Raw genomic sequence first — 23999 nt, 5'->3', positions numbered from 1 at the left:
GGTGCGGCCATTGGCGCCCCGCGCCGGCCCGAAGTGCGGGATCATGTCGCCATGACCGAGGTGTCCTCGCTCACCGGCCGGCTGCTCGTCGCGACCCCGGCGCTCGCCGACCCGAACTTCGACCGGGCCGTGGTGCTGCTCCTCGACCACGACGAGGAGGGCTCGCTCGGCGTCGTACTGAACCGCCCCACGCCCGTCGGCGTGGCGGACATCCTGCAGCCCTGGGCCGAGCTGGCCGGCGAGCCGGGCGTGGTCTTCCAGGGCGGGCCGGTCTCGCTGGACTCCGCGCTCGGCGTGGCGGTGGTCCCGGGCGAGGCGGGCGAGCACGCCGGCACGCCGGCCGCGGACGTCGGCGCCGACGGAGCCGACACGGACGGCGACGGCCCGCTGGGCTGGCGCCGCGTCCACGGCGCGATCGGCCTGGTCGACCTGGAGGCCCCGCCCGAGCTGCTCTCCGCCGAGCTCGGCTCGCTGCGGATCTTCGCCGGGTACGCGGGCTGGGGCCCGGGCCAGCTGGAGGAGGAGCTGGTCGAAGGCGCCTGGTACGTCGTCGAATCCGAGCCCGGCGACGTCTCCTCCCCGTCCCCCGAACACCTCTGGCGCGCCGTCCTCCGCCGCCAGCGCAACGAACTCGCGATGGTGGCGACGTATCCGGATGATCCTTCGCTGAACTGAGGCCGCGGGCGTCGGCGGGGGTTCGGGCGGGCCGCGGCACCCGGTTCGGCGCGCGCGTGAGTACCCTTGGCAGTTATGAGCACTCTTGAGCCCGAGCGCGGGGCAGGTACAGGCACCCTCGTGGAGCCGACGCCGCAGGTGTCGAACGGCGACGGTGACCACGAGCGCTTCGCCCATTACGTCCAGAAGGACAAGATCATGGCGAGCGCGCTGGACGGCACGCCCGTCGTCGCGCTCTGCGGCAAGGTCTGGGTCCCGGGCCGCGACCCGAAGAAGTACCCGGTCTGCCCCATGTGCAAGGAGATCTACGAGTCCATGGGCGCCGGTGGCGACAAGGACAAGGGCGGCAAGGACGGCAAGGGCGGCGGCAAGAAGTAGCCCCGGCCCGGTCCTCCGTACGTACGGTGACGCCCGGCCCGCTCCCCAGGGGGGAGGGGCCGGGCGTTCCGCATTCCGCGAGGTCGCGTCAGCCGTACGTGCGCCGGCTGAGGTCGAAGACCCCGCCGCTGTCGGCGGCGGCCACGCACAGGTTGGGGTAGCCGCGCACGACGAACGAGGCGCTGCCCCGCCAGCTGCTCTTCGCGACGACGGTCACCGGCCGGTAGACCATCGTGCAGGGTCGGCGGACCGGCTCCAGTGCCCGGAAGTCGCCGTCCGCACGCGTCAGGGCCCGGCAGGCCGAGTAGGGGCGCGGATGGGTGCCACCGGTGGGGTAGCAGCGGAGGTACGCGGCGGCGAGCACCCTGCCGCCGGTGCTCGTGCCCTGGTGGATGACGATGCTGGCCTCGCCGACCGGCGCCCGCTGGGGCGCGGCGGCGGCCGGCGCCGCGGCTGCCGACAGGGGCAGCAGGCCGAGGGCGGCGACGGAGAGCAGGACGGCGCGGACGCGTCTCTTGCGCATGGCGGATTCCTTACGATGGGCTGAAAGTTGGGTGAGACGGACATCTCGCCTTATGGATAGCTCTGTCGTGGTGTCCCGCGGCTGATTGTGGGCCGCAGGTGGCGTGTCGGGCGGCCGGCTCCGGCGGCCCGCCGCTGCTGCGGGTAACCGTGCCTGTGCGGCGAGGAGTTACGGGAGGTCGGCGCACGGCGCCCCGCGGCTGCCCGGCGGCGGCGCCTCGGACGCCCGATCGACGGACCGCCCCCAAACGTGTGAGCCCCCCGAAAGGCGGGCGCGGTACGGCCGGGACCCTGGCACCGTGTACCCACGCCGTGGCGCGCGCATGCCGATCCGGTGCGCCGATCCGGTACGCCGGCCCGGTATGCCGGTCCGGAATGTCGAACACCCGCACAGAACCTGCCTGCGGACAGTCATAAGACGTCAAGTGGCGTCAAGCGCACGGCACGTGCGGTACGTGCGGTAACGCACAGTGCTTGAGAAAGGTGGCAATACGCTCTCTTCGGAGGTCCGGGACGTGCCAGGACCAACCAGCGCCAACCCGCAGGTCGGTGACGGAACCTGCCTTCATGGACCCTCGCGTCGCGGGCCTGCGAAGATGTGCCAGAGTTGCCACGTCCGGGCCGTGAGCACGTACCGTACGGCGAGGCGGAACAGCACAGCCGGGACACCGGGGAAGGGGCAGCTGGGTTGACCACGCACGCACCGCAGGCGTCGCATTCCGTGACGTTGCCGGCCTCGCTCGACGAGGCCGTGGCGGCGCTGGCCGCCATGCCCGCCGCCGTGCCTGTGGCCGGTGGCACCGATCTGATGGCCGCCGTCAACGCCGGGCTGCTGCGCCCGGCGGCGCTGGTCGGCCTCAACCGCATCAGCGAGATCCGCGGCTGGCAGTACCAGGACGGCCACGCGCTGCTCGGCGCCGGCCTCACCCTCGCCCGCATGGGGCGCCCCGACTTCGCGGCCCTGATCCCGGGCCTCGCCGCGGCGGCCCGTGCCGCCGGACCGCCGCAGATCCGCAATGCCGGGACGCTCGGCGGCAACATCGTCACGGCCGCGCCGACCGGCGACACCCTGCCGGTACTGGCCGCCCTCGAAGCCACCGTGATCATCGCGGGTCCGGGCGGCGCCCGCCGCGAGGTCCCGGTCAGCCACCTGCTCGCGGGCATGGAGATGCTGCGCCCCGGCGAGATCGTCGGCTTCGTCCGCGTGCCGCTGCTGCACGCGCCGCAGACGTTCCTCAAGGCCACCGGGCGGACCGGGCCGGGGCGCGCGGCCGCATCCGTCGCGCTGGTGCTCGATCCCGCGCGCCGGGGCGTGCGCTGCGCGGTCGGCGCGGTCGCGATGATGCCGCTGCGACCGCTGGACGCCGAGCAGTGGGTGGCCTCGCTCATCGACTGGGACAACGACCGCGGCCTGGCCCCCGAAGCGCTGACCGCCTTCGGCGACTACGTGGCCGCCGCCTGCATCCCGGACCCCACGCCTCCGGAGGACGGTACGGAGGCGGCCACCCTGCCCCCTGCCGCCCTGCACCTGCGCCGTACGGTGGCAGCACTGGCGCGCCGAGCACTTGGGAGGGCGCTCTCGTGAGTGAGCGCAGCGAGCGAACCGACAAGAGGCGCCCGCGCGTGGCATGCGCGGCCGCCGAGCGAGCCGAGCGAAGCGAGGCCGGCGCATGAGTGACGGGGACACCCCGCGTCAGCCCCAGCACGGACAGGGCTGGGAGCCGCTGCCGCAGGGCGAGTACGACCAGGAGGCCACGGCCTTCGTCCAGCTGCCCGACGACCTGGAGGCTTACGGGCTGAACGGGGCGTACGGGTCGGGCGTTTACGGCGCGGGCGGCTACGCCTCCGGCGCGTACGGCGCGGCCATCTACGGGACGCACGGTGCGCAGGGCGCGGCGGGCGGCCAGGGTGCGCCGGCCGGCGGCGCCGGTGACGCGTACGGCGCGGGCGTGGGCCCGGAGGGCGAGGCCGGTGCCGATCCGCTCGCGGCTCCCGGCCACGGCTACATCCCGCCGGACACGTCGGGCATCGCGGGTGCGGGCGCGGGTGCGGGGGCCTCGCCGTACGACGCGGCGCCGACGGCCGGCGCGAGCATGGACCCCGCGGCGACCGGCCAGTGGACCATGCCGTTCGTGGACCCGGCGGCGGACGCGCCGGCGGCGATGCCGTACGGCTCCGCCGAGCACGGTGGCGCCGCGGGCCATGGCGGTGCCACGGGGCACGGCGGCGCCGCGGACAAGGACAGCGACGGGCCGGACACCGTGGAGTGGCCGGTCGCGGGCGCGGGCGGCGCGGGCCGGTGGACGATCCCCACCGCCGGTGACGAGGTGCTGGAGGAGTCCGGCGAGTATCTGGTCGGCGACGACCGCCAGGGCCCGCACGGCGGTTACCCGGTGTACGAAGCCGAGCAGGCCCAGCAGCCGCACCAGGCCCACCAGCCGCATCAGGCACAGGACTCGCAGCAGGCCCAGCAGCCGCAGCAGCCGCAGCAGCCTTCGGCCGAGGGGCCGGACGCGACCGGCCACTGGGACTTCTCCGCGGGGGAGATGCTTCCGCAGCACGTCGGGCCGTACCACGTGGGGCCGCATCCCGCCGCGCAGGGCATGGCGCCGTCGGGCGCGCCCGGGGTGAGCGACGCGCCGGGTGCGCCCGGTACCGGCGTGCAGTGGCCGCTGCCCGGCGACCTGCACGCCCCGCACCCCGGTTTCACGGGCCACGGCGTGCCCCCGGTCCAGGGCGAGCAGTGGCCGAGCCCCGGCCAGAGCAGCCAACCCCCGTCGTACCAGAGCCTGTTCAGCACGCCGGGTGGCGGCGGCATCGCGGACGGCATCGCGCTGGCCGACGCCCTCGTCTCCGGCACCCGGCCCACCCCGAAGCCGCTCCCGGAGTCCGCAGAGGCGGAGTCCGCACAGGCGGAATCCGCACAGGCGGAGGAGGAGCACGCGCGGGCCGCCGAGCCGGTGGCCGAGTCTGTGCCCGAGGCCGCGCCGGAGCCGACGCCGGCGCCGATGCTTGCCGAGGAGCCGCAGGTTGCCGAGGCGAGTGCCCCGGAGGAGGCGGCACCCGCTGCCGAGGCCGAGGTCCAGGCCGAGGCCGAGGCGCCGGCGGAGCTCGCGGAGCCCGCGGAGCCCGCAGCGCCCGCAGAGCCCAACTCCCCGGCGGAGGACGCCGGTTCCGCCGCCGAGAGCGCGGCCACCGACGCGGCCACCGACGCGGCCACCCGCGAAGACAGCGACGCTGACGCCGAGGCCGAGGCCGACGCCGACGTGCCCGCAGCTCCCGAAGCGACGGGCCCGGAGGCCCCCGCCCCCGAGGAGCCGGAAGAGGCGCCCGCCGCGCCCGAGTCCGCCGCGCCCGGGTCCGCCGCGCCCGAGTCCGTCGCGTCCGAGTCCTCCGCGTCCGCCGTCTCCGAAGCTCCCGAGAAGTCCGACGAGTCCGCGGAGTTCGAGGAGCCCAAGAAGTCCGAGGAATCCGAGAAACCCGAGCAGCCCGAAGGGCCGGAGGCATCCGCGGAGGCGCCCGCCGCTGCCCCCGCCCCCGCTGCCCCCATTGACGCCGCTCCGCACGCCGACCTGGAGCACCCCCGTACTTCGTACGTCCTCACCGTGAACGGCGTCGACCGCCCGGTCACGGACGCCTGGATCGGCGAGTCCCTGCTCTACGTGCTGCGCGAGCGGCTCGGCCTCGCGGGGGCCAAGGACGGCTGCTCCCAGGGCGAGTGCGGGGCGTGCTCCGTACAGGTCGACGGCCGCCTCGTGGCGTCCTGCCTGGTGCCCGGCGCGACCACGGCAGGCAGCGAGGTCCGTACGGTCGAGGGCCTGGCCAAGGACGGCGCGCCCTCCGATGTGCAGCGCGCGCTCGCCGCCTCCGGCGCGGTGCAGTGCGGCTTCTGCGTACCGGGCATGGCCATGACCATGCACGACCTCCTGGAGGGCAACCACGCCCCCACCGAGCTGCAGGCCCGCCAGGCCCTGTGCGGCAACCTCTGCCGCTGCTCCGGGTACCGCGGCGTCCTGGATGCCGTGCAGGAGGTCGCCCGTTCCCGTGCGGAGGCGGTCCAGGCCGCCGCCGACGACCGCGACCAGGAACACGACCGGCCGTACGACCAGGGCCAGAGCCAGGACCAGGCTCCGGACCAGGTACAGGACGAGCACGAGCCGGCCGCCCGCATCCCGCACCAGGCAGGCCCGGCCGACCCGGCAGCGTACGCGGGGGAACCGCACGCCGCCGAGCAGCCCTACGGCCGGACGGACCCCGCGAGCCCGTACTCGGACGGTGGCTACTCCGAGGGCACGTACTCGGAAGGCACGTACCCCGAAGGCACGTACCCCGAAGGCGGCACCCCCGCCCCCGACCAGTACGCCACTCCGGACCAGTACGCCGGTCCCGACGCCGACCAGTACGCCGCCCAGGGCGAGTACACCGCCGATCCGTACGGCGGCGCCCCGGACCCCTACGGCGCCGCCCCGGACCCGTACAGCCCCGCCCCCGACCAGTACGCCGACCCGGCCTACAACGGCGACCCGGCTTACAACGGCGACCCGGCCTACAACGGCGATCCGTACGCCGGTCACGACGCCTACGGTCATGACTCCTACGGCCGCGACGCGCTCGCCGGGCAGCACGACTCCTACGGTCAGGACGCGCTCGCCGGTCACCACGACTCGTACGGTCAGGACGCGCTCGCCGGTCACCACGACTCCTACGGCCGCGACGCCCTCGCCGCCGAGCGTGAGCACGACTCGTACGGCCGGAACGCGCTGATCGAGGACCTGGGGGACCCGGGCCTCGGCGCGCAGCCCGACCCGCACGCCGAGCCGCACCCTGACCCGCACTCGCCCCACCAGCCCGAACACCCCCACCACCCGAACACCCAGGGTCCGGGGGCCGACCCGCAATCGGGAGGCCGCGCATGACCGGCACGCACGAGGGCGCCGGCTCCGTCACCGTCAGCCCCGCGCCCGGCAGCGCCCCGGCCGCCGAGGCCGAGCCGCTGCCGCACGGCCTGGGCGTCTCGCTGCCGTCCGCCGACGCCCCCGCCAAGACCCAGGGCACCTTCCCGTACGCGGCCGACCTGTGGGCCGAGGGCCTGCTGTGGGCCGCGATCCTGCGGTCCCCGCACCCCCGCGCCCGCATCCTGTCGATCGACACCAAGCAGGCCGCCGAGATGCCCGGTGTGCGAGCCGTCGTCACGCACGAGGACGTCCCCGGGGACGCCGGGCACGGGCGCGGCACCCCCGACCGGCCGGTCTTCGCCAAGGACGAGGTGCGCCACCACGGCGAGCCGATCGCCGCGATCGCCGCCGACCACCCCGACACGGCCCGGCTCGCGGCCGCCGCCATCGCCGTCGAGTACGAGGTGCTGGAGCCGGTCACCGACCCCCAACTCGCCTTCGAGGCCGAGCCGTTGCACCCGGACGGCAACCTCGTACGGCACATCCCGCTGCGCTTCGGCGACCCGGAGGCGACCGGCGATGTGGTCGTCGAGGGGCTGTACCGGATCGGGCGTCAGGACCCGGCGCCGATCGGCGCCGAGGCGGGCCTGGCCGTGCCCCGCCCGGACGGCGGCGTGGAGATCTACACCGCCGCCACCGACCCGCACACCGACCGCGACCTCGCCGCCGCCTGCTTCGGGCTGCCGCAGGACAAGGTCAAGGTCGTGGTGACGGGCGTGCCCGGCGCGACCGCGGACCGCGAGGACCCGGGCATCCAACTCCCGCTCGGGCTCCTGGCGTTGCGTACGGGCTGCCCGGTCAAGCTCGCCGCCACCCGCGAGGAGTCCTTCCTCTCGCACGCCCACCGGCACCCGACCATCCTCCGTTACCGCCACCACGCCGACGGCGAAGGCAAGCTCGTCAAGGTCGAGGCGCAGATCCTGATGGACGCGGGCGCGTACGCCGACACCTCGGCCGACGCGCTGGCCGCCGCCGTCTCCTTCGCGTGCGGCCCGTACGTCGTGCCGCACGCCTTCGTGGAGGGCTGGGCGGTCCGTACGAACAACCCGCCCGCCGGGCACCTGCGCGGCGAGGGCGCGATGCAGGTGTGCGCCGCGTACGAGGGCCAGATGGACAAGCTGGCGGCCAAGCTGGGCATGGAGCCCGCCGAGATCCGGCTGCGCAACGCCATGGCCACCGGCGACATCCTCCCCACGTCCCAGACCGTCACCTGCCCGGCCCCGGTCGCCGAACTCCTGCGTGCCGTACAGGAAGCGCCCCTGCCCGACCTGCCGAAGGACGCGCCGCAGGAGGAGTGGCTGCTGCCGGGCGGTCCGGAGGGCGCGGGCGATCCGTCCGCGGTGCGGCGTGGCGTCGGGTACGGCGTCGGCATGGTCCACATGCTCGGCGCGGAGGGCGCGGACGAGGTCTCCACGGCCACGGTCAAGGTCAACGGCTCGGTGGCGACCGTCATCTGCGCGGCGGTGGAGACCAGTTCGGGCTTCTCCACGCTCGCCCGCCAGATCGTCCAGGAGACCCTGGGCGTCGAAGAAGTACACGTTGCCGCGGTCGACACCGACCAGCCCCCGGCCGGCCCGGCCTGCCACAGCCGCCACACGTGGGTCTCCGGCGGAGCGGTCGAGCGCGCGGCGAAAATGGTCCGCACCCAACTCCTCCAGCCCCTGGCCCACAAGTTCGGCATGTCCACCGAGCTGCTCCAGATCACCGACGGCAAGATCACCTCGTACGACGGCGTACTGAGCACCACCGTCGCCGAGGCGCTGAACGGCAAGGAGCTGTGGGCCACCGCCCAGTGCCGCCCGCACCCCACCGAACCGCTGGACGAGTCCGGCCAGGGCGACGCCTTCGTCGGCCTCGCCTTCTGCGCGATCCGCTGCGTCGCGGACGTCGACATCGAGCTCGGCACCATCCGCGTCGTGGAGATGTCCGTCGCCCAGGACGTCGGCCGGGTCCTCAACCCCGCCCAGCTCCGCGCCCGCATCGAGGCGGGCGTCACCCAGGGCCTGGGCGCGGCGCTGATGGAGAACCTCCGCACCACCCGCGGCCTCGTCCGCCACCCCGACCTGACCGGCTACCCGCTCCCGACCTCCCTCGACGCCCCCGACATCCGCATCGTCAAACTCGTCGAGGAACGCGACGTGGTCGCCCCCTTCGGCGCCAAGCCGGTCTCCGCGGCCCCCGTGGTCGCCGCCCCGGCCGCCGTTGCCTCCGCCGTCCGCGCCGCCACCGGCCGCCCCATAGGCCGCCTCCCCATCCGCCCCCAGGCAGCGGCCCTCACCCCCCTGACCTGACCGCCGAGGCCCGACGCGGAGCGCCTACGGGCCCTCCGCGTCGTCCTCCCCGCCCGGCTGGTCCGGCGCCTGGTGGGGATGCCGGGGATCCTCCCCAATAGCCTCCTGAGCGACCTCCACCTCCCGCCGGTCCTTCACCGGCCTCTCCAACTCCTCCTCATCAACCCCCTCAACAGCCTCACTACTGGACCCCCCAGGCCCATACGTCTCACCCATCACGCAGTCCTTCCCGCTGGTCAACAGAACGTCCAACGGGTGGGTACCGCGTCCCGCCGCCGATCATGTCCGAGCGCCCGTGCTCACCCCAGATACGGTGCCCTCCGCTGCTCCAGATAGTGGCTCACCCGAAGCCGCTGCGTATGGTGCATGGCCAGCCCCGCGATCTCCTCCCGGCCCACCCAGCGCAGCTCGGTCGACTCATCCGACATCGCGAGCTCCCCACCCACCACCCGCGCCATGAACACCACGGCAAACTGCCGCCGCACCTCCCCATCGCTGTACGCGATCACATGCCGCGGATCGGTATACGTCCCGACCAGCCCCGTGATCTCCACATCCAGCCCGGTCTCCTCCTTCACCTCCCGCACGGCCGTACCGGGCAGCGAATCCCCCATCTCCATCCCACCCCCGGGCAGAGCCCACAACCCACTGTCGGCCCGCCTCTGCAGCAGAATCCGCCCCGCGTCATCGGTCACCACGGCCGAGGCGGCCACCACCAGACTGTTCGGCTCCGGAGCATCGGAATCGTCGTAGTACTCGATACGGGCCATGCGGCATCACCTGACCTGTCGGGCAGTGGGGTCAGACGGTCTCGGACCGGCGATACCACGCAGTCGAGTCGAAACACGCAGCCAGCCACATGGCTTCCGCCATGTCGAGGATCACGTTCCCAATCGTGGGGACGTTTTGCAGGAGGCGGGTCGCCGTCGGTCGTATCTCAGGCGGCAAGTGGTCCGGAGCCACACCAAAGCCGAGCATGTCAGGAGTGATCTTCTCTGGTTCCCAGTCCAGGTCATGATGCAAGAGGGTGGCGAACGGCTCGCCTCTGCGCTGCCAGAAGACCATGGGCTCGAATGCCTCGTTCTCGAAAGGCTTGACGATGTCTCTCTCGCCGAACTCGACTCCCGCCATGTCAGCCCACCTGCCGAGACCTTCGCGTTCCAGGGCGACGTAACGGCGTGCCTGCTTGACGAACCCGTCCACCGTCGCGGCATTCAATACGGAATCCCGGCTGATGACGATGGACTTTAGGGGTTTGCGCTGTGCCATGGCCCGGCGGAGCTGACGGGTGGCATTGGCCCAGAACAGGGAATCGGGCTCCGGATCGTGGACCACACACAGGACCGGGACGGTGCTGTTTCTCCAGTTGTCCGCATGGTCACCGACCATGACCCGGTGGCCCCGGCGGGTGCGGTGCGAAGTCCCACCCTTCACCTGCACGGCAATCGAGTCGTTGGTCCGTTGCCCGTCCTGGACGAAGGTGATGTGCAAGTCCTCGCCGTGGTCGTTTGCGCCGTCGATCTCTTGGACGATGTGGCCGTGATCCTCCAGCAACAAGCGCAACTTGCTGACGGCTACCCGTCCTACGCGTCGGCTCTCAGGCACCTGCGGCATCTGTCCCCCCCTAGGACTTTCGGCAGGAGGCCAGACTATGGCGGAGCACTGACAGTGGAGGCCGTGGCGGGAATTGAACCCGCGTAACTCGCTTTGCAGGCGAGCCCCTGAGCCACTCGGGCACACGGCCAAGGTGGAGCGATGTCTTGACTGTAGGGCGGGGGTGTGGGGGCGGGGCAAGGGTTTGGGGTGGGGTGCCATGCAGCCGTCATGCGGCGTAACGCGGGGCAATGTGAAGCAATGCGAGGCAATGCGAGGAAACACCGCGTTCATGTTGCCGTTCATGTGGTGGGGGGTTCGCCGGTGCGGAGGAAGCCGTCGATCAGGGCGGTGAAGCGGGGCGGGTCGTCGACCCAGGGGTAGTGGCCGACCAGGTGGAGGGGGCGGAGGTGGGCGTGGGGGAAGGAGGCGGCGACCAGTTCGCCGGCGCGCATGCCGGAGTGGGCGTCGCGGTCGCCGGTCACCACCAGCACGGGGCAGGTGACGTCGCGGAGGGCGGTCAGCAGGGTTTCGCGGGCCCGGTCGTCGACGGCCTGCCAGAAGCCGGCGCGGGGGACGGGGTTGAGCTGGGCGCCCTCGGTGGCGGCGTGGGCGCGCTGGGGCTCGTCCCAGTGGGCGTAGGCGAGCGGGGCGGCGCGGAGGAGGAGGCCGCGTACCTCGTCCATGTCGCCGGTCTCCGCGAGGCGCTGGACGGCGACGGAGGCGTCCGGCCACCAGTCCTCGTGGGCGCGGGACTCGAAGATCTCGCGGGCGTCGTCGGGGAGTTCGCCCTGGAGGCGGGAGCCGGGGCAGACGAGGACGAGGCGGGTGAGGCGGTGGGGGTGGGCGGCCGCGTACGCCTGTGCGGTGGCCGCGGAGGCGCTGTGCGCGAGGAGGGCGAAGCGTTCCAGGCCGAGGTGGGCGCGGAGGGCCTCCAGGTCCTCGGCGAGGCGGGGGAAGGCGTACGCGGCGGGGTCCTCGGCGGGCGGGGAGTCGCCGGTGCCGCGGCTGTCCGGGATGATCAGTTGGCGGGTGGCGTCGAGGCCGCCCAGGTCGCCGAGGTATGCGGCGTCCCGCGCCGGGCCGCCGGCCAGGCAGATCAGGGGCGGCAGGCCGGACTCGGGCTCCTCCGGGCCGAGGACGCGGTAGTGCAGGTCGATGCCGTCGTACGAGCGGTAGTGGGGCATGGGGGATGTGTGCCCGGATCGGGCGGCTCGTACCGGCATGTCGTAGGTCCAGCGGCGGAGGCGGAATTCGGGCGAATGACAGGGGCGTAGGAAGCCGGCGGCCCTTACTGTGGCGGGATGACCACCGCCGAGCCTCGTGACAGTGACTGCAGTGACCTCGCCGCACCAGATGTGCCGTCGCACGCCGCGCCCGTCGGGAGCGGCGTGCTGGGCCGTGCCTACCGGGCCCTCACCCTCGGCATCATCTCCGTCGTCTCGCTGATCGCGTTCGAGGCGAGCGCGGTGAACACGGCGATGCCGGTGGCCGCGCGGGCGCTGGACGGGATCGAGCTGTACGCGTTCGCCTTCTCCGCGTACTTCACGGCGAGCCTGTTCTCGATGGCGCTGTCGGGCGCGTGGTGCGACCGGAGCGGGCCGCTCGCGCCGCTGTTCAGCGGGATCTTCACCTTCGGCGGGGGACTGGTGCTGGCGGGGGCCGCGCCGACGATGTGGACGTTCGTCGCGGGGCGCGCCGTGCAGGGGCTGGGCGGCGGGCTGGTGATCGTCGCGCTGTACGTGGTCGTGAGCCGGGCGTATCCGGAGCGGCTGCGGCCGGCCGTGCTCGCGTCGTTCTCGGCGGCCTGGGTGCTGCCGGTGATCGTCGGGCCGGTCGTGTCGGGGACGGTCACCGAGCAGCTGGGCTGGCGCTGGGTGTTTCTGTCCATACCGGTGCTGGTGCTGCTGCCGCTCGCCGTCATGCTTCCGGCGCTGCGGAAGCTGCCCCGGACGGAGGAGGGCGAGGGGGCCGCGCCGCTGGACCGCCGCCGCATCCTCCTCGCGCTCGCCGTCGCCGCCGGGGCAGGACTGCTGCAGTACGCCGGGCAGGACCTGCGCCCGCTCGCGCTGCTGCCCGCGGCCGCCGGGCTGGCCCTCCTCGTACCGTCCGTCCTGCGGCTGCTCCCCAAGGGCACGTTCCGGGCCGCACGCGGGCTGCCCTCCGTCGTCCTCATCCGCGGGCTCGCGGCCGGCGCGCTGCTCGCCGCGGAGAGCTTCGTACCGCTGATGCTGGTGACCCAGCGGGGGCTGAGCCCGACGCTGGCCGGGCTCTCGCTCACCGGCGGCGGGCTGACCTGGGCGCTCGGCTCGTACGTACAGAGCCGCCCGCGGCTGGAGCCCTACCGTGAGCGGCTGATGTGTCTCGGGATGCTGCTGATGGCGCTGGCCGTCGCGCTCGTTCCGCTGGCGCTCGTCGAGACGGTTCCCGCCGTTGTCGTGGCGGGTGCCTGGATCATCGCCGGGTTCGGGATGGGGCTGACGATCTCCAGCGGCAGCGTGCTGCTGCTCAAGCTGTCGCGCCCCGAGGACGCGGGGCGGAACTCCGCCTCGCTCCAGGTGTCCGACGCGCTGGGCAACATCACCTTCGTCGGCATCAGCGGCATCCTCTTCCTCGCCTTCGGCGGCGGCGCGGTCGCCACAACTCAACCCGGCGCGCACGCCGGTGCGTCCGCCGCCGCGCATCCGGCCGGGCACCCGGCCGCCTTCGCCGCCGTCTTCGCCGCGATGTCCCTGGTCGCGCTGGTGGGCGCATACGTGGCGACCCGGCTGAGACCCGTACCGACCGACCGGCGGGCACCGGAGCCGGCGGTGTGAGCTGAGTCGCACCCGCTCCGCCGCCCGGCCCGAATTCCGCGGCGGAGGAGACGGCACGGGTACGCTGACGCGGTTGCCGATCGCCGAGCCAGCCGACGGAGACCGTGAGTACTACCACCAGCGCCATGAACAACCAGCACCTGTCCCCGGCGTTCCCGGGACGGGCCCCCTGGGGTACCGCGAACAAGCTGCGCGCCTGGCAGCAGGGTGCGATGGACAAGTACATCGAGACCCAGCCGCGGGACTTCCTCGCGGTCGCGACCCCCGGCGCGGGCAAGACCACCTTCGCGCTCACCCTCGCCTCCTGGCTGCTGCACCACCACGTCGTGCAGCAGGTGACCGTGGTGGCGCCCACCGAGCACCTGAAGAAGCAGTGGGCGGAGGCGGCCGCCCGGCTGGGCATCAAGCTGGACCCGGAGTACAGCGCCGGGCCGCTGAGCCGCGAGTACCACGGCGTGGCCGTGACGTACGCGGGCGTCGGTGTCCGGCCGATGCTGCACCGCAACCGCGTCGAGCAGCGCAAGACCCTGGTGATCCTCGACGAGATCCACCACGCCGGTGATTCCCGGTCCTGGGGCGAGGCGTGCCAGGAGGCGTTCGAGCCGGCGACCCGGCGCCTCGCGCTGACCGGTACGCCCTTCCGGTCGGACACCAACCCGATCCCCTTCGTGACGTACGAGGAGGGGAACGACGGCATCCGGCGCAGCTCGGCGGATTACACGTACGGCTACGGCAACGCGCTGGCCGACGGCGTCGTCCGCCCCGTCATCTTCATGTCCTACAGCGGCAATATGCGCTGGCGGACGAAGGCCGGTGACGAGATCGCGGCGCGGCTGGGCGAGCCGATGACCAAGGACGCCGTCTCGCAGGCGTGGCGGACCGCGCTGGACCCGCGCGGCGAGTGGATGCCGAACGTGCTGCGCGCCGCCGACCAGCGGCTGACGGAGGTACGGAAGTCCATTCCGGACGCGGGCGCGCTGGTGATCGCGTCCGATCAGGAGCAGGCGCGCGCGTACGCGAAGCTGATCCGCGAGATAACGGGGCACAAGGCGACGCTCGTCCTCTCCGACGACACTGGCGCCTCGAAGCGCATCGACGACTTCTCGCACTCCGACGACCGGTGGATGGTCGCGGTCCGGATGGTGTCGGAGGGCGTCGACGTGCCGCGCCTCGCGGTCGGCGTGTACGCCACGACGATCTCCACGCCGCTGTTCTTCGCGCAGGCCGTGGGCCGTTTCGTACGGTCGCGGCGGCGCGGCGAGACGGCCTCGGTCTTCCTGCCGACCGTCCCCATGCTGCTCGGCTTCGCCAACGAGATGGAGGTCGAGCGCGACCACGTGCTCGACAAGCCGAAGAAGGACGGCGAGGAAGACCCGTACGCCGAGTCCGAGAAGGAGATGGACGAGGCGAACAAGGAGCAGGACGAGGACACCGGCGAGCAGGAGCAGTTCTCCTTCGAGGCGCTGGAGTCCGACGCGGTCTTCGACCGGGTGCTCTACAACAGCGCCGAGTTCGGCATGCAGGCGCACGCGGGCAGTGAGGAGGAGCAGGACTACCTCGGCATCCCCGGGCTGCTGGAGCCGGACCAGGTGCAGATGCTGCTCCAGAAGCGGCAGGCCCGGCAGATCGCGCACAGCAAGAAGCGGCCCGCCGAGGAGGCGGACCTGCTGGAGCTGCCGGCCGAGCGGCGCCCCGTGGTCACCCACAAGGAGCTGCTGGAGCTGCGGAAGCAGCTGAACACGCTGGTCAGCGCGTATGTGCACCAGAGCGGCAAGCCGCATGGAGTGATCCACAACGAGCTGCGCCGGGTGTGCGGCGGGCCGCCGAGCGCGGAGGCCACCGCCGGGCAGATCCGGGAGCGGATCAAGAAGGTCCAGGAGTGGGCCACGCGGATGCGGTGAGCATCCGAGGAGCAGCGGAAAGGGCGGTCCCGAGGCGGGGAGCGCCCTCTTTCCTGTGGCGTAGAGGTGGCATCGAGTGCCGTCACGCCGGGACCAATGCGGATAGAGCGGTCAGCTGAGACCGGATTCTGGACGGACTCTTCCGCTGACCGGACTGGATCGCTACTGTCCCCGTCACGAACACGCCCCGTGGCAGCGCCGCCGCGGAGCGCAGCCGGTGCCGAACCGGCGGCCTCGTCAGCGCTGCCGTGGGACCGGCAGCGCGACCTCCCCCTAGAGCCGCCACTCACCCGAGGAGGGGGCGTCGTGACCGCGGAGACCTCCCAGACGCTCGACCGAGGACTGCGTGTCCTCAAGCTGCTCGCCGATACCGATCACGGCCTGACCGTCACCGAGCTCTCCAACAAGCTCGGCGTCAACAGGACAGTGGTCTACCGGCTGCTGGCCACCCTGGAACAGCACGCGCTGGTCCGCCGCGACATCGGCGGCCGGGCCAGGGTGGGCCTCGGCGTACTGCGCCTGGGCCGCCAGGTGCACCCCCTGGTCCGCGAGGCCGCGCTGCCGGCGCTGCGCTCGCTGGCCGAGGACCTCGGTGCCACGGCCCACCTCACGCTCGTCGACGGTACGGAAGCGCTGGCCGTCGCCGTCGTCGAACCGACCTGGACGGACTACCACGTGGCGTACCGCGCCGGGTTCCGGCACCCGCTGGACCGCGGGGCCGCGGGCCGGGCCGTCCTGGCCGCCCGGCAGGGCTGCCCGGAAGGCGAGGGGCTCGTGCTGACCCACGGCGAGCTGGAGGCCGGCGCGAGCGGTGCCGCAGCGCCGCTGCTCGGGGTGAGCGGCATCGAGGGCAGCGTCGGCGTGGTACTCCTCGCCGACGTGGTACCGGAGCGGGTCGGCGCCCGCGTCGTCGAGGCGGCCAAGGAGGTGGCGGAGGCGCTGCGGTGAGGGTGGTCATCTAGGGTGGCGGGGTGTCTTCTCGCGCCCGCGCCCTGGCGGTCTGCTCCGCCCTCGTCATCGCGCTCCTCGCCGTCGCCGCCTTCGTACCGCTGCCGTTCTCGGTCGCCTACCCGGGGCCGGCCGCGAACGTACTCGGCAAGCACAAGGGCGAGCCGGTCATCACCGTGCACGGCGCCAAGGCCCGGAAGACCAGCGGCGAGCTGCGGATGACGGCCATCGTCGCCACCGGCCCCCAGGTCTCGGCGCACCTGCCGGACGTGCTCAAGGGCTGGTTCCGCCGCGACGAGGCCGTGATGCCGCGCGACGCGGTCTACCCGGTCGGCGACAGCACCGAAGAGGTCGCGAAGCACAACGCCGCGCAGATGAAGCAGTCGCAGGACGCGGCGGTCGAGGCGGCCCTGCGGTACCTGCACCGCTCCCCGAAGGACGTACAGGTCGACCTGAAGCTGGCGGACGTGGGCGGCCCGAGCGCCGGCCTGATGTTCACGCTGGGGATCATCGACACGATCGACGGGGACGGCGCGGGCCACGACCTGACCGGCGGCCGGTCCATCGCCGGCACCGGCACGATCACCGCGGACGGCAAGGTCGGCCCGGTCGGCGGCGTGGCGCTGAAGACGCAGGCCGCGCAGCGCGAGGGCGCGAAGTACTTCCTCGTGCCGCGCGCCGAGTGCTCCGACGCCCGCGCCAACCTCCCGGAGGACATGCGGCTGATCCCGGTCACCACGCTGACCGGCGCGGTGGACACGCTGAAGGCGCTGAACTCCGGCGGCAAGGTGCCCAGCTGCTGAGCAGCCGGGCACCTCGTACCGCCGCGGCGCTCAGCTCTTGATGAACCCCTCCTGCACCAGCCAGTCCTTGGCGACCTGGTGCGGGTCCTCGCCGTCCACGTCGACCTTGCCGTTGAGCCGCTGCGCCGTCTTGTTGTTCAGCGCCTTGGTGATCGGCGCGAGCACGTCGGCGATGGCCGGGTACTTCTTCATCGTCGGCGCGTACATCTGCGGCGCCGCGTTGTAGTTCGGGAAGAAGTGCTTGTCGTCCGCGAGCGTCTTCAGGCCCATCGCCTGGATGCGCCCGTCGGTCGTGTACACCTCGCCGAAGGTGCAGGTGCCGCCCTTCTTGACCTGGGTGTAGATGACCCCGGCCGACATCCGCTTGACGTTCGCCGACGGGATCTTCAGGCCGTACTTCTTGACCATGCCGGGCAGGCCGTCGTTACGGGTCGCGAACTCGTTCTCCACGCACAGCGTGACCGCGCCCGGGTTCTTCTTCAGCAGCCCGGCCAGGTCCGAGAGTTTCGAGACGCCGTACTTCTTCTGGTCGGCCGGCGTGAGCGCCAGCGCGTAGGTGTTGTTCAGCTCCGAGTACGGCAGCCAGACCAGGTCCTTCTTCTTGTCGGCGGCCTTCACCGCCTCCCACTGCTTGCGCTCGTCGGGGATGGGCTCGGTGTTGCCGAGGTAGGTGATCCAGCTCGTGCCCGTGTACTCGTAGCTGCCGTCGGCCGTGCCGGACGTGACCGCCTCGCGCGCGCCGATCGAGCCCTGGATGTTGGTCTTGTCCACGACCGTGGCACCGGCCGCCTTCAGGGCCAGCCCCATGATCTGGCCGAGCACGATCTGCTCGGTGAACTCCTTGGACGTCACGGTCAGCTCCGCGCCCTTGAGCGGCTGCCCCTGATAGCCCGCGTGCTTGCCGGGCGTGACCTCGTCCGTCATCGGGCTGCCGCTGACCAGGCCGCAGCCGCCCAGCGCGAGCGTCGCGAGGAGCGCCCCGGCCGCCGCGAGGGCGGTGCTGCGGTACGTACGCCGGTTCCCCATCAGGTCGTCCCCTCCAGGCCGCGCGGCCGCAGCAGCAGTTCGACGAGCGATGCCAGCCAGTCGACCAGCAGGGCCAGTGCAATGGTCAGTACGGAACCCAGGACGAGCACCGGCATGCGCTGGGTGACGATGCCGGCCGAGATCAGGTCGCCCAGGCCACCGCCGCCGCCGAACGTGGCGAGGGTGGCGGTGCCCACGTTCAGTACCAGCGCGTTGCGCACGCCGGCCAGGATCAGCGGTACGGCCAGCGGCAGTTCGACCTTGGTGAGCACGCCCAGCGGCGACATGCCGACGCCGCGGGCCGCCTCGGTGAGGGTGGGGTCGATGGCCTGGAGCCCGGCGATGGTGTTGGCGAGTACGGGCAGCACGGCGTAGATGATCATGCCGATGATCGCGGCCCTGGGGCCGACGCCGAGCCAGATGACCAGCAGCACCAGCAGACCCAGGGCCGGAATGGCCTGGCCGAGGTTGGCGACCGCCATCGCCGCCGGGGTCGCCTTGCGCAGCTTCGCCCGGGTCAGCGCGATGCCCAGCGGGATCGCGATGATCAGTACGAAGAAGGTGGAGACCGCGGTCAGCCAGATGTGCTGGCGCAGCGCCAGCCACACCTTGCCGTCGTCGACGGCCTGGTGGGCGATGGAGTCCAGGTGCGCCCCGCGGAACCACAGCCAGGTGGCGAGCAGCGCGGCGAGCAGGACGAACGGCAGGAAGGTGGCCTTCTGCCAGGTGATGCGGTTCGGCTGCCGCGGGGGCGGCGCCGGCGGCTCCTCCTCGCGCTCGCCGCCGCGCACCTCGTCCCGGAAGGCCAGCCCCATGACCTCGTGCTCGCCCGGCGGACGGGTGTCCCGCGGGGTCCGCTCCTCGCGCGGGCTCATGCCGAGGCCCCGTGGGCGCTGTCGGTGCCCTCCTGCTCGCGGTGGGTCTGGTGGGCGCGCTGTTCCTCCAGCTCGTGCCGGTGTTCGATGGCGTCCAGCCGGTCCGCGTCCAGCAGCTCGTGCACGTTGTTCATCAGCGTTTCCATGTCGACGACGCCGGTGTACTCGCCGCGCCGCCCGGTGACCGCGACCCGGCCCGCGTTGTCGGTGAGTACCGCCTCCAGCGCGTCCCGCAGTGTGGCGTCCCTGGTGACCGTGTCGTGCACCAGCGTGCCGGCCCGGGCGAGCGAGCCCTTGGCCAGCGTGAGGTCGCCGCGGCGCAGCCACTTGTACGGCCGGTTGTGCCGGTCCAGCAGCAGCAGTTCGTTGCTGGCGCCGTCGCGCAGCTTGTCGAAGATGGACTGCAGCGGGTCCTCGATGGTCGCGGTGGGGAAGTCGACGATCTCCACGTCGCGGACGCGGGTGAGGTTCAGCCGCTTCAGGGCCGCGCCCGCGCCCACGAAGCCGGACACGAAGTCGTCGGTGGGGTTGGTGAGGATGGCTTCGGGGGTGTCGAACTGGGCGATGTGCGAGCGCTCGCGCAGTACGGCGATCCGGTCGCCGAGCTTGATGGCCTCGTCGAAGTCGTGGGTGACGAAGACGATCGTCTTGTGCAGCTCGTGCTGGAGCCGGATCAGCTCGTCCTGGAGGTGGTCGCGGGTGATCGGGTCGACCGCGCCGAACGGCTCATCCATCAGGAGTACGGGCGGGTCGGCGGCGAGCGCGCGGGCCACGCCGACGCGCTGCTGCTGGCCGCCGGAGAGCTGGCGCGGATAGCGGCCGTGGAACTCGCGGGGGTCCAGGCCGACCAGGTCCAGCATCTCCTCGACCCGGTTCTTGATCTTCGCCCGGGACCAGCCGACCATCTTCGGCACCAGCGCGATGTTCTGGGCGACCGTCATGTGCGGGAAGAGGCCGGAGGACTGGATCGCGTAGCCGACCTTGCGGCGCAGCTTGACCGGGTCCATGTCGGTGACGTCCTCGTCGCCGATCCTGATGCGGCCCGAGGTGGGCTCGATCAGCCGGTTGATCATCTTCAGGGTGGTGGACTTGCCGCATCCGGAGGGCCCGACGAGGATCACGATCTCGCCGGCCTTGATGTCCATGGTGACGTCGTCCACCGCGGGGACCGCACTGCCCGGGTAACGCTTGGTGAGGTCTTCCAGCTGGATGGCGGCGCCCGTTGTGGTCTGCTCAGGCACGGATCCCCCTCGGGATGGTCAGGCGTCCGATGAGGACGTAGGCGGCGTCGAAGAGGAGCGCGAGGATCACGATGCCGAGGGTCCCCGCGAGGACCTGGTTCAGCGCGTTGGCGCTGCCCAGGGAGGCGATGCCGCGGAAGATCTCGTTGCCGAGGCCGGGGCCCGAGGCGAACGCGGCGATCGCGGCGATGCCCATCAGCATCTGGGTGGCGACCCGGATGCCGGTCAGGATGGGCGGCCAGGCGAGCGGCAGTTCGACCTTGAACAGCCGGGCGGCCCGGGACATGCCGATGCCCTTCGCCGCGTCGACCAGCGTGGGGTCCACCCCGCGCAGGCCGACGACGGCGTTCCGGACGATCGGCAGCAGTCCGTACAGGGTGAGGGCGACGACCGTGGGCGCGACGCCCAGGCCGACGATGGGAATGAGCAGGCCGATCATGGCCAGCGAGGGGATGGTCAGGATCGTCGCGGTCGCGGTGGTGGCGAGGTTGCCCACCCATTCGCTGCGGTAGGTGAGGACGCCGATGAGCACCCCGATGAGGGTGGCGAGGACCATGCACTGGAACACCGCGCTGGCGTGCTGATACGTGTCGATCAGCAGCTGGGTGTGCCGGCCGGTGACGTACTCCCAGAAGCTCACTCGGCGTCTCCTCGGTCAGTCCCCCGACGCCTGTTGCACCAGGGGGATGATGCGCAGCCGAACCGGATTTTCCATGACAATCGCGGTCGAGGCCCGCATGATGCCATCAAAGCCGACAACCCGGTCGATGACACGTTGCAGATCGGCGTTGGAACGTGCAACCAATCTGCAGAGCATGTCCCCATGTCCAGTCGTTGTATGCAGCTCAAGGACCTCAGGGACGGTTGCCAAATGATTACGAACGTCCGCCCCTTGGCCCTGCTTGATCTCCAAGGTGGCAAAAGCGGTCACCGGATAGCCCAGCGCCGCCGGATCCACATCGGGACCGAATCCCCGGATCACTCCATTCGACTGAAGGCGGTCCAGCCGCGCCTGCACCGTGCCGCGCGCGACACCGAGCCGGCGGGACGCTTCCAGTACGCCGATCCGCGGCTCCTCCGCGAGCAGCTGGATCAGCCGGCCGTCCAGATGATCGATCGCCATAGGGCCCCTTCCGGTGGTCATGCTGTACAGATCGCCCGAGAGTACTGGCCGGTCGCTGATCAATATGCGCAGACGAAACGCAAACTGTTGCGCACCTTGTGGTTCGGAGGGAATCTGCCGCCATGACTGAGACCATCGATCATTCACCCGGTACGGCAGCGCAGGCGGACCCCTTCCCGGTGAAGGGGATGGACGCCGTCGTCTTCGCCGTCGGCAACGCCAAGCAGGCCGTGCACTACTACTCCACGGCCTTCGGCATGAAGCGCGTCGCGTACTCGGGGCCGGAGAACGGCAGCCGCGAGACCGCCTCCTACGTCCTGGAGTCCGGCGGCGCCCGCTTCGTCTTCACCTCCGTCATCAAGCCCTCGACCGAGTGGGGCCGCTTCCTCGCCGACCACGTCGCCGCGCACGGTGACGGCGTGATCGACCTGGCCATCGAGGTCCCCGACGCCCGCGCCGCGTACGCCTACGCCGTCGAGCACGGCGCGCGCGGCATCGAGGAGCCGTACGAGGCCAAGGACGAGCACGGCACGGTCGTGCGCGCGGTCATCGCGACGTACGGCAAGACCCGGCACACCCTTGTCGAGCGGTCCGGTTACGACGGCCCCTACCTGCCGGGCTTCGTCGCGGCCGACCCGATCGTCGAGCCCCCGGCGAAACGGTTCTTCCAGGCCATCGACCACTGCGTCGGCAACGTCGAGCTCGGCAGGATGAACGAGTGGGTGGCCTTCTACAACAAGGTCATGGGCTTCACGAACATGAAGGAGTTCGTCGGCGACGACATCGCCACCGAGTACTCCGCGCTGATGTCCAAGGTCGTCGCGGACGGCACCCGCAAGGTCAAGTTCCCGATCAACGAGCCCGCGATCGCGAAGAAGAAGTCGCAGATCGACGAGTACCTGGAGTTCTACGGCGGCGCCGGCGTCCAGCACATCGCGCTCGCCACCAACGACATCGTCGCCACGGTGCGCTCGATGCGCGCGGCCGGCGTGGAGTTCCTGGACACCCCCGACTCGTACTACGACACCCTCGGCGAGTGGGCGGGCGAGACCCGCGTCCCCGTCGAGACGCTCCGCGAGCTGAAGATCCTCGTCGACCGCGACGAGGACGGCTACCTGCTGCAGATCTTCACCAAGCCGGTCCAGGACCGCCCGACCGTCTTCTTCGAGATGATCGAGCGGCACGGCTCGATGGGCTTCGGCAAGGGCAACTTCAAGGCGCTGTTCGAGGCGATCGAGCGGGAGCAGGAGAAGCGCGGGAATTTGTAAAGGCGCAGCCGGGCCCGGGTGTTCGCCCGGGCCCGGGTGTGTTGCGTCCGGGCCCCGGCGGAACGCGGCGCACGGCGGAAACTTACTTCCGCGATCTTCCGTGTATGCAACATAGATGCAAGGCTGACGCCATGGACCTCATCGCACAGCTGCGCGCCGGACTTCCCGAAGAGGCGGTCCTCACCGACCCCGACGTCACCGGTTCCTACGCCAACGACATGGCCAGCTTCTGCGAAGCCGGCAGCCCCGCCGCCGTCGTCCTGCCGCGCACCGTCGAGCAGGTCCAGCACGTCATGCGCACCGCCACCGAGCTGCGCGTACCCGTCGTACCGCAGGGCTCCCGCACCGGCCTGTCCGGCGCCGCCAACGCCTCCGACGGCTGCATCGTCCTCTCGCTCACCAAGATGGACCGCATCCTGGAGATCAACCCCGTCGACCGGATCGCGGTCGTCGAGCCCGGCGTCATCAACGCCACCCTCTCCCGCGCCGTGAACGAGCACGGCCTGTACTACCCGCCGGACCCCTCCAGCTGGGAGATGTGCTCCATCGGCGGCAACATCGGCACCGCGTCCGGCGGCCTGTGCTGCGTGAAGTACGGCGTCACCGCCGAGTACGTGCTCGGCCTGGACGTCGTCCTCGCCGACGGCCGGCTGCTGCAGACCGGCCGGCGCACCGCCAAGGGCGTGGCCGGCTACGACCTCACCCGGCTCTTCGTCGGCTCCGAGGGCAGCCTCGGCGTCGTCGTGCGCGCCGTCCTCGGCCTGCGGCCCGAGCCGCCGCAGCAGCTCGCGCTGGCGGCGGAGTTCCCCTCCACGGACGCAGCGTGCGCGGCCGTCTGCGAGATCATGGCCCGCGGCCACGCCCCCTCGCTGCTGGAGCTGATGGACCGTACGAGCATCCGCGCGGTCAACGCCATGGCCAACATGGGGCTGCCGGACTCCACCGAGGCGCTGCTGCTCGCGGCCTTCGACAGCCCGGACCCGTCCGCCGACCTGGCCGCCGTCGGCGCGCTGTGCGAGGCCGCGGGCGCCACCGAGGTCGTGCCCGCCGAGACCGCCGCCGAGTCCGACCTGCTGCTCCAGGCCCGCCGGCTCACCCTCACCGCGCTCGAAGCGGTGAAGACGGCCACCATGATCGACGACGTCTGCGTACCCCGCTCGCGCCTCGCCGACCTGCTCAACGGCTGTGCCGCCATCGCCGAGAAGTACGACCTCACCATCGGCGTCTGCGCGCACGCGGGCGACGGCAACACCCACCCCACCGTCTGCTTCGACGCGGCGGACCCCGACGAGTCCCGGCGGGCCCGCGAGTCCTTCGACGAGATCATGGGGCTCGGCCTGGAGCTGGGCGGCACGATCACCGGCGAACACGGCGTCGGCATACTGAAGAAGGACTGGCTCGCCCGCGAACTGGGCCCGGTCTCCCTGGAATTGCACCGCGGCATCAAGCAGGTCTTCGACCCGCATGGGCTGTTGAACCCGGGGAAGGTCTTCTGACGCCGGGCCGCACGGCTGCCAGGCCCACGTAACTGACCGGCCACGTACGGCTGTCCGGTCCGGGTGACCGACCGGCCGGCCCCGCGCG

At 72.0% G+C, this 23999-nt stretch carries 20 protein-coding genes and 1 tRNA gene; 11 read left to right on the top strand and 10 right to left on the bottom strand.

Annotated elements, in window-relative coordinates; all coding sequences use genetic code 11:
* Window positions 1-51: 51 nt before the first annotated feature.
* Window positions 52-675 (top strand): YqgE/AlgH family protein, encoded by a 624-nt coding sequence (locus tag ACIGXO_RS32900; protein ID WP_399794216.1) that lies wholly within the window; start codon window positions 52-54, stop codon window positions 673-675.
* Window positions 676-750: 75 nt separating this feature from the next.
* The gene (locus ACIGXO_RS32895) at window positions 751-1053 is read left to right on the top strand and encodes a DUF3039 domain-containing protein (protein ID WP_030250340.1); all 303 of its coding nucleotides are present in this window, start codon (window positions 751-753) and stop codon (window positions 1051-1053) included.
* A gap of 88 nt (window positions 1054-1141) precedes the next feature.
* Here the strand turns inward: ACIGXO_RS32895 and ACIGXO_RS32890 are convergent, their stop codons facing one another.
* Entirely contained in the window at window positions 1142-1576 is a 435-nt protein-coding gene (locus ACIGXO_RS32890; RefSeq protein ID WP_399794213.1) for an SSI family serine proteinase inhibitor, read from the bottom strand.
* 687 nt (window positions 1577-2263) lie between these two features.
* On the opposite strand from ACIGXO_RS32890, the gene ACIGXO_RS32885 reads away from it, so the two are divergent.
* The 3 genes from ACIGXO_RS32885 (at window position 2264) to ACIGXO_RS32875 (ending at window position 8821) form a co-directional block, all read left to right on the top strand.
* Window positions 2264-3160 carry an FAD binding domain-containing protein gene (locus ACIGXO_RS32885; RefSeq protein ID WP_399794211.1) on the top strand — a complete coding sequence of 299 codons (897 nt, stop codon included), beginning with the start codon at window positions 2264-2266 and terminating at the stop codon, window positions 3158-3160.
* An 85-nt stretch (window positions 3161-3245) separates the two neighbouring features.
* Window positions 3246-6491 (top strand): 2Fe-2S iron-sulfur cluster-binding protein, encoded by a 3246-nt coding sequence (locus tag ACIGXO_RS32880; RefSeq protein WP_399794209.1) that lies wholly within the window; start codon window positions 3246-3248, stop codon window positions 6489-6491.
* Window positions 6488-8821 carry a xanthine dehydrogenase family protein molybdopterin-binding subunit gene (locus ACIGXO_RS32875; RefSeq protein ID WP_399794207.1) on the top strand — a complete coding sequence of 778 codons (2334 nt, stop codon included), beginning with the start codon at window positions 6488-6490 and terminating at the stop codon, window positions 8819-8821. Before ACIGXO_RS32880 ends, ACIGXO_RS32875 begins: the two co-directional genes overlap by 4 nt.
* Before the next feature lie 299 nt (window positions 8822-9120).
* Here ACIGXO_RS32875 and ACIGXO_RS32870 read toward each other — a convergent pair whose 3' ends face one another.
* From ACIGXO_RS32870 to ACIGXO_RS32855, 4 genes are all read right to left on the bottom strand, one after another.
* Entirely contained in the window at window positions 9121-9591 is a 471-nt protein-coding gene (locus tag ACIGXO_RS32870) for an NUDIX domain-containing protein (RefSeq protein ID WP_399794205.1), read from the bottom strand.
* A gap of 31 nt (window positions 9592-9622) precedes the next feature.
* Complete coding sequence (locus ACIGXO_RS32865; protein WP_399794203.1) at window positions 9623-10435, bottom strand: DUF4365 domain-containing protein; 813 nt, start codon at window positions 10433-10435, stop codon at window positions 9623-9625.
* A gap of 55 nt (window positions 10436-10490) precedes the next feature.
* Window positions 10491-10565 (bottom strand) — tRNA-Cys (locus ACIGXO_RS32860).
* 151 nt (window positions 10566-10716) lie between these two features.
* On the bottom strand, window positions 10717-11601 hold the full coding sequence (locus tag ACIGXO_RS32855; RefSeq protein WP_399794201.1) for an alpha/beta fold hydrolase: 885 nt from the start codon (window positions 11599-11601) through the stop codon (window positions 10717-10719).
* A gap of 117 nt (window positions 11602-11718) precedes the next feature.
* Between ACIGXO_RS32855 and ACIGXO_RS32850 the strand changes: the two genes are divergently transcribed.
* The 4 genes from ACIGXO_RS32850 (at window position 11719) to ACIGXO_RS32835 (ending at window position 16882) form a co-directional block, all read left to right on the top strand.
* Entirely contained in the window at window positions 11719-13230 is a 1512-nt protein-coding gene (locus tag ACIGXO_RS32850) for an MFS transporter (protein ID WP_399794199.1), read from the top strand.
* 125 nt (window positions 13231-13355) lie between these two features.
* Entirely contained in the window at window positions 13356-15131 is a 1776-nt protein-coding gene (locus ACIGXO_RS32845) for a DEAD/DEAH box helicase (RefSeq protein WP_399794197.1), read from the top strand.
* A 306-nt stretch (window positions 15132-15437) separates the two neighbouring features.
* On the top strand, window positions 15438-16079 hold the full coding sequence (locus ACIGXO_RS32840) for an IclR family transcriptional regulator (protein WP_399794195.1): 642 nt from the start codon (window positions 15438-15440) through the stop codon (window positions 16077-16079).
* 23 nt (window positions 16080-16102) lie between these two features.
* Window positions 16103-16882 carry a PDZ domain-containing protein gene (locus ACIGXO_RS32835; protein ID WP_399794192.1) on the top strand — a complete coding sequence of 260 codons (780 nt, stop codon included), beginning with the start codon at window positions 16103-16105 and terminating at the stop codon, window positions 16880-16882.
* Between the two features lie 30 nt (window positions 16883-16912).
* Here ACIGXO_RS32835 and ACIGXO_RS32830 read toward each other — a convergent pair whose 3' ends face one another.
* The 5 genes from ACIGXO_RS32830 to ACIGXO_RS32810 are packed head-to-tail and all read right to left on the bottom strand — an operon-like array spanning window position 16913 to window position 21147.
* Complete coding sequence (locus tag ACIGXO_RS32830; RefSeq protein ID WP_399794190.1) at window positions 16913-17908, bottom strand: glycine betaine ABC transporter substrate-binding protein; 996 nt, start codon at window positions 17906-17908, stop codon at window positions 16913-16915.
* The gene (locus ACIGXO_RS32825; RefSeq protein WP_399794188.1) at window positions 17908-18783 is read right to left on the bottom strand and encodes an ABC transporter permease; all 876 of its coding nucleotides are present in this window, start codon (window positions 18781-18783) and stop codon (window positions 17908-17910) included. The genes ACIGXO_RS32830 and ACIGXO_RS32825 overlap by 1 nt, the downstream gene beginning before the upstream one ends.
* Entirely contained in the window at window positions 18780-20024 is a 1245-nt protein-coding gene (locus ACIGXO_RS32820; RefSeq protein ID WP_399794186.1) for an ABC transporter ATP-binding protein, read from the bottom strand. Before ACIGXO_RS32820 ends, ACIGXO_RS32825 begins: the two co-directional genes overlap by 4 nt.
* The gene (locus ACIGXO_RS32815) at window positions 20017-20664 is read right to left on the bottom strand and encodes an ABC transporter permease (RefSeq protein WP_399794184.1); all 648 of its coding nucleotides are present in this window, start codon (window positions 20662-20664) and stop codon (window positions 20017-20019) included. Before ACIGXO_RS32815 ends, ACIGXO_RS32820 begins: the two co-directional genes overlap by 8 nt.
* A 15-nt stretch (window positions 20665-20679) precedes the next feature.
* Window positions 20680-21147: an Lrp/AsnC family transcriptional regulator gene (locus ACIGXO_RS32810; protein ID WP_031063268.1), complete on the bottom strand. Its 468-nt coding sequence runs from the start codon at window positions 21145-21147 to the stop codon at window positions 20680-20682.
* 122 nt (window positions 21148-21269) lie between these two features.
* Here ACIGXO_RS32810 and hppD point away from each other — a divergent pair, with 122 nt between their 5' ends.
* The gene (hppD, locus tag ACIGXO_RS32805; protein WP_399794181.1) at window positions 21270-22415 is read left to right on the top strand and encodes a 4-hydroxyphenylpyruvate dioxygenase; all 1146 of its coding nucleotides are present in this window, start codon (window positions 21270-21272) and stop codon (window positions 22413-22415) included.
* 131 nt (window positions 22416-22546) lie between these two features.
* Entirely contained in the window at window positions 22547-23911 is a 1365-nt protein-coding gene (locus tag ACIGXO_RS32800) for an FAD-binding oxidoreductase (RefSeq protein ID WP_399794179.1), read from the top strand.
* Window positions 23912-23999: the final 88 nt, after the last annotated feature.

Origin of the sequence: Streptomyces sp. NPDC053542 (assembly GCF_044544685.1) — a bacterium.
Lineage (GTDB): Bacteria > Actinomycetota > Actinomycetes > Streptomycetales > Streptomycetaceae > Streptomyces.
This window is presented reverse-complemented; position numbering and strand designations above follow the sequence as displayed.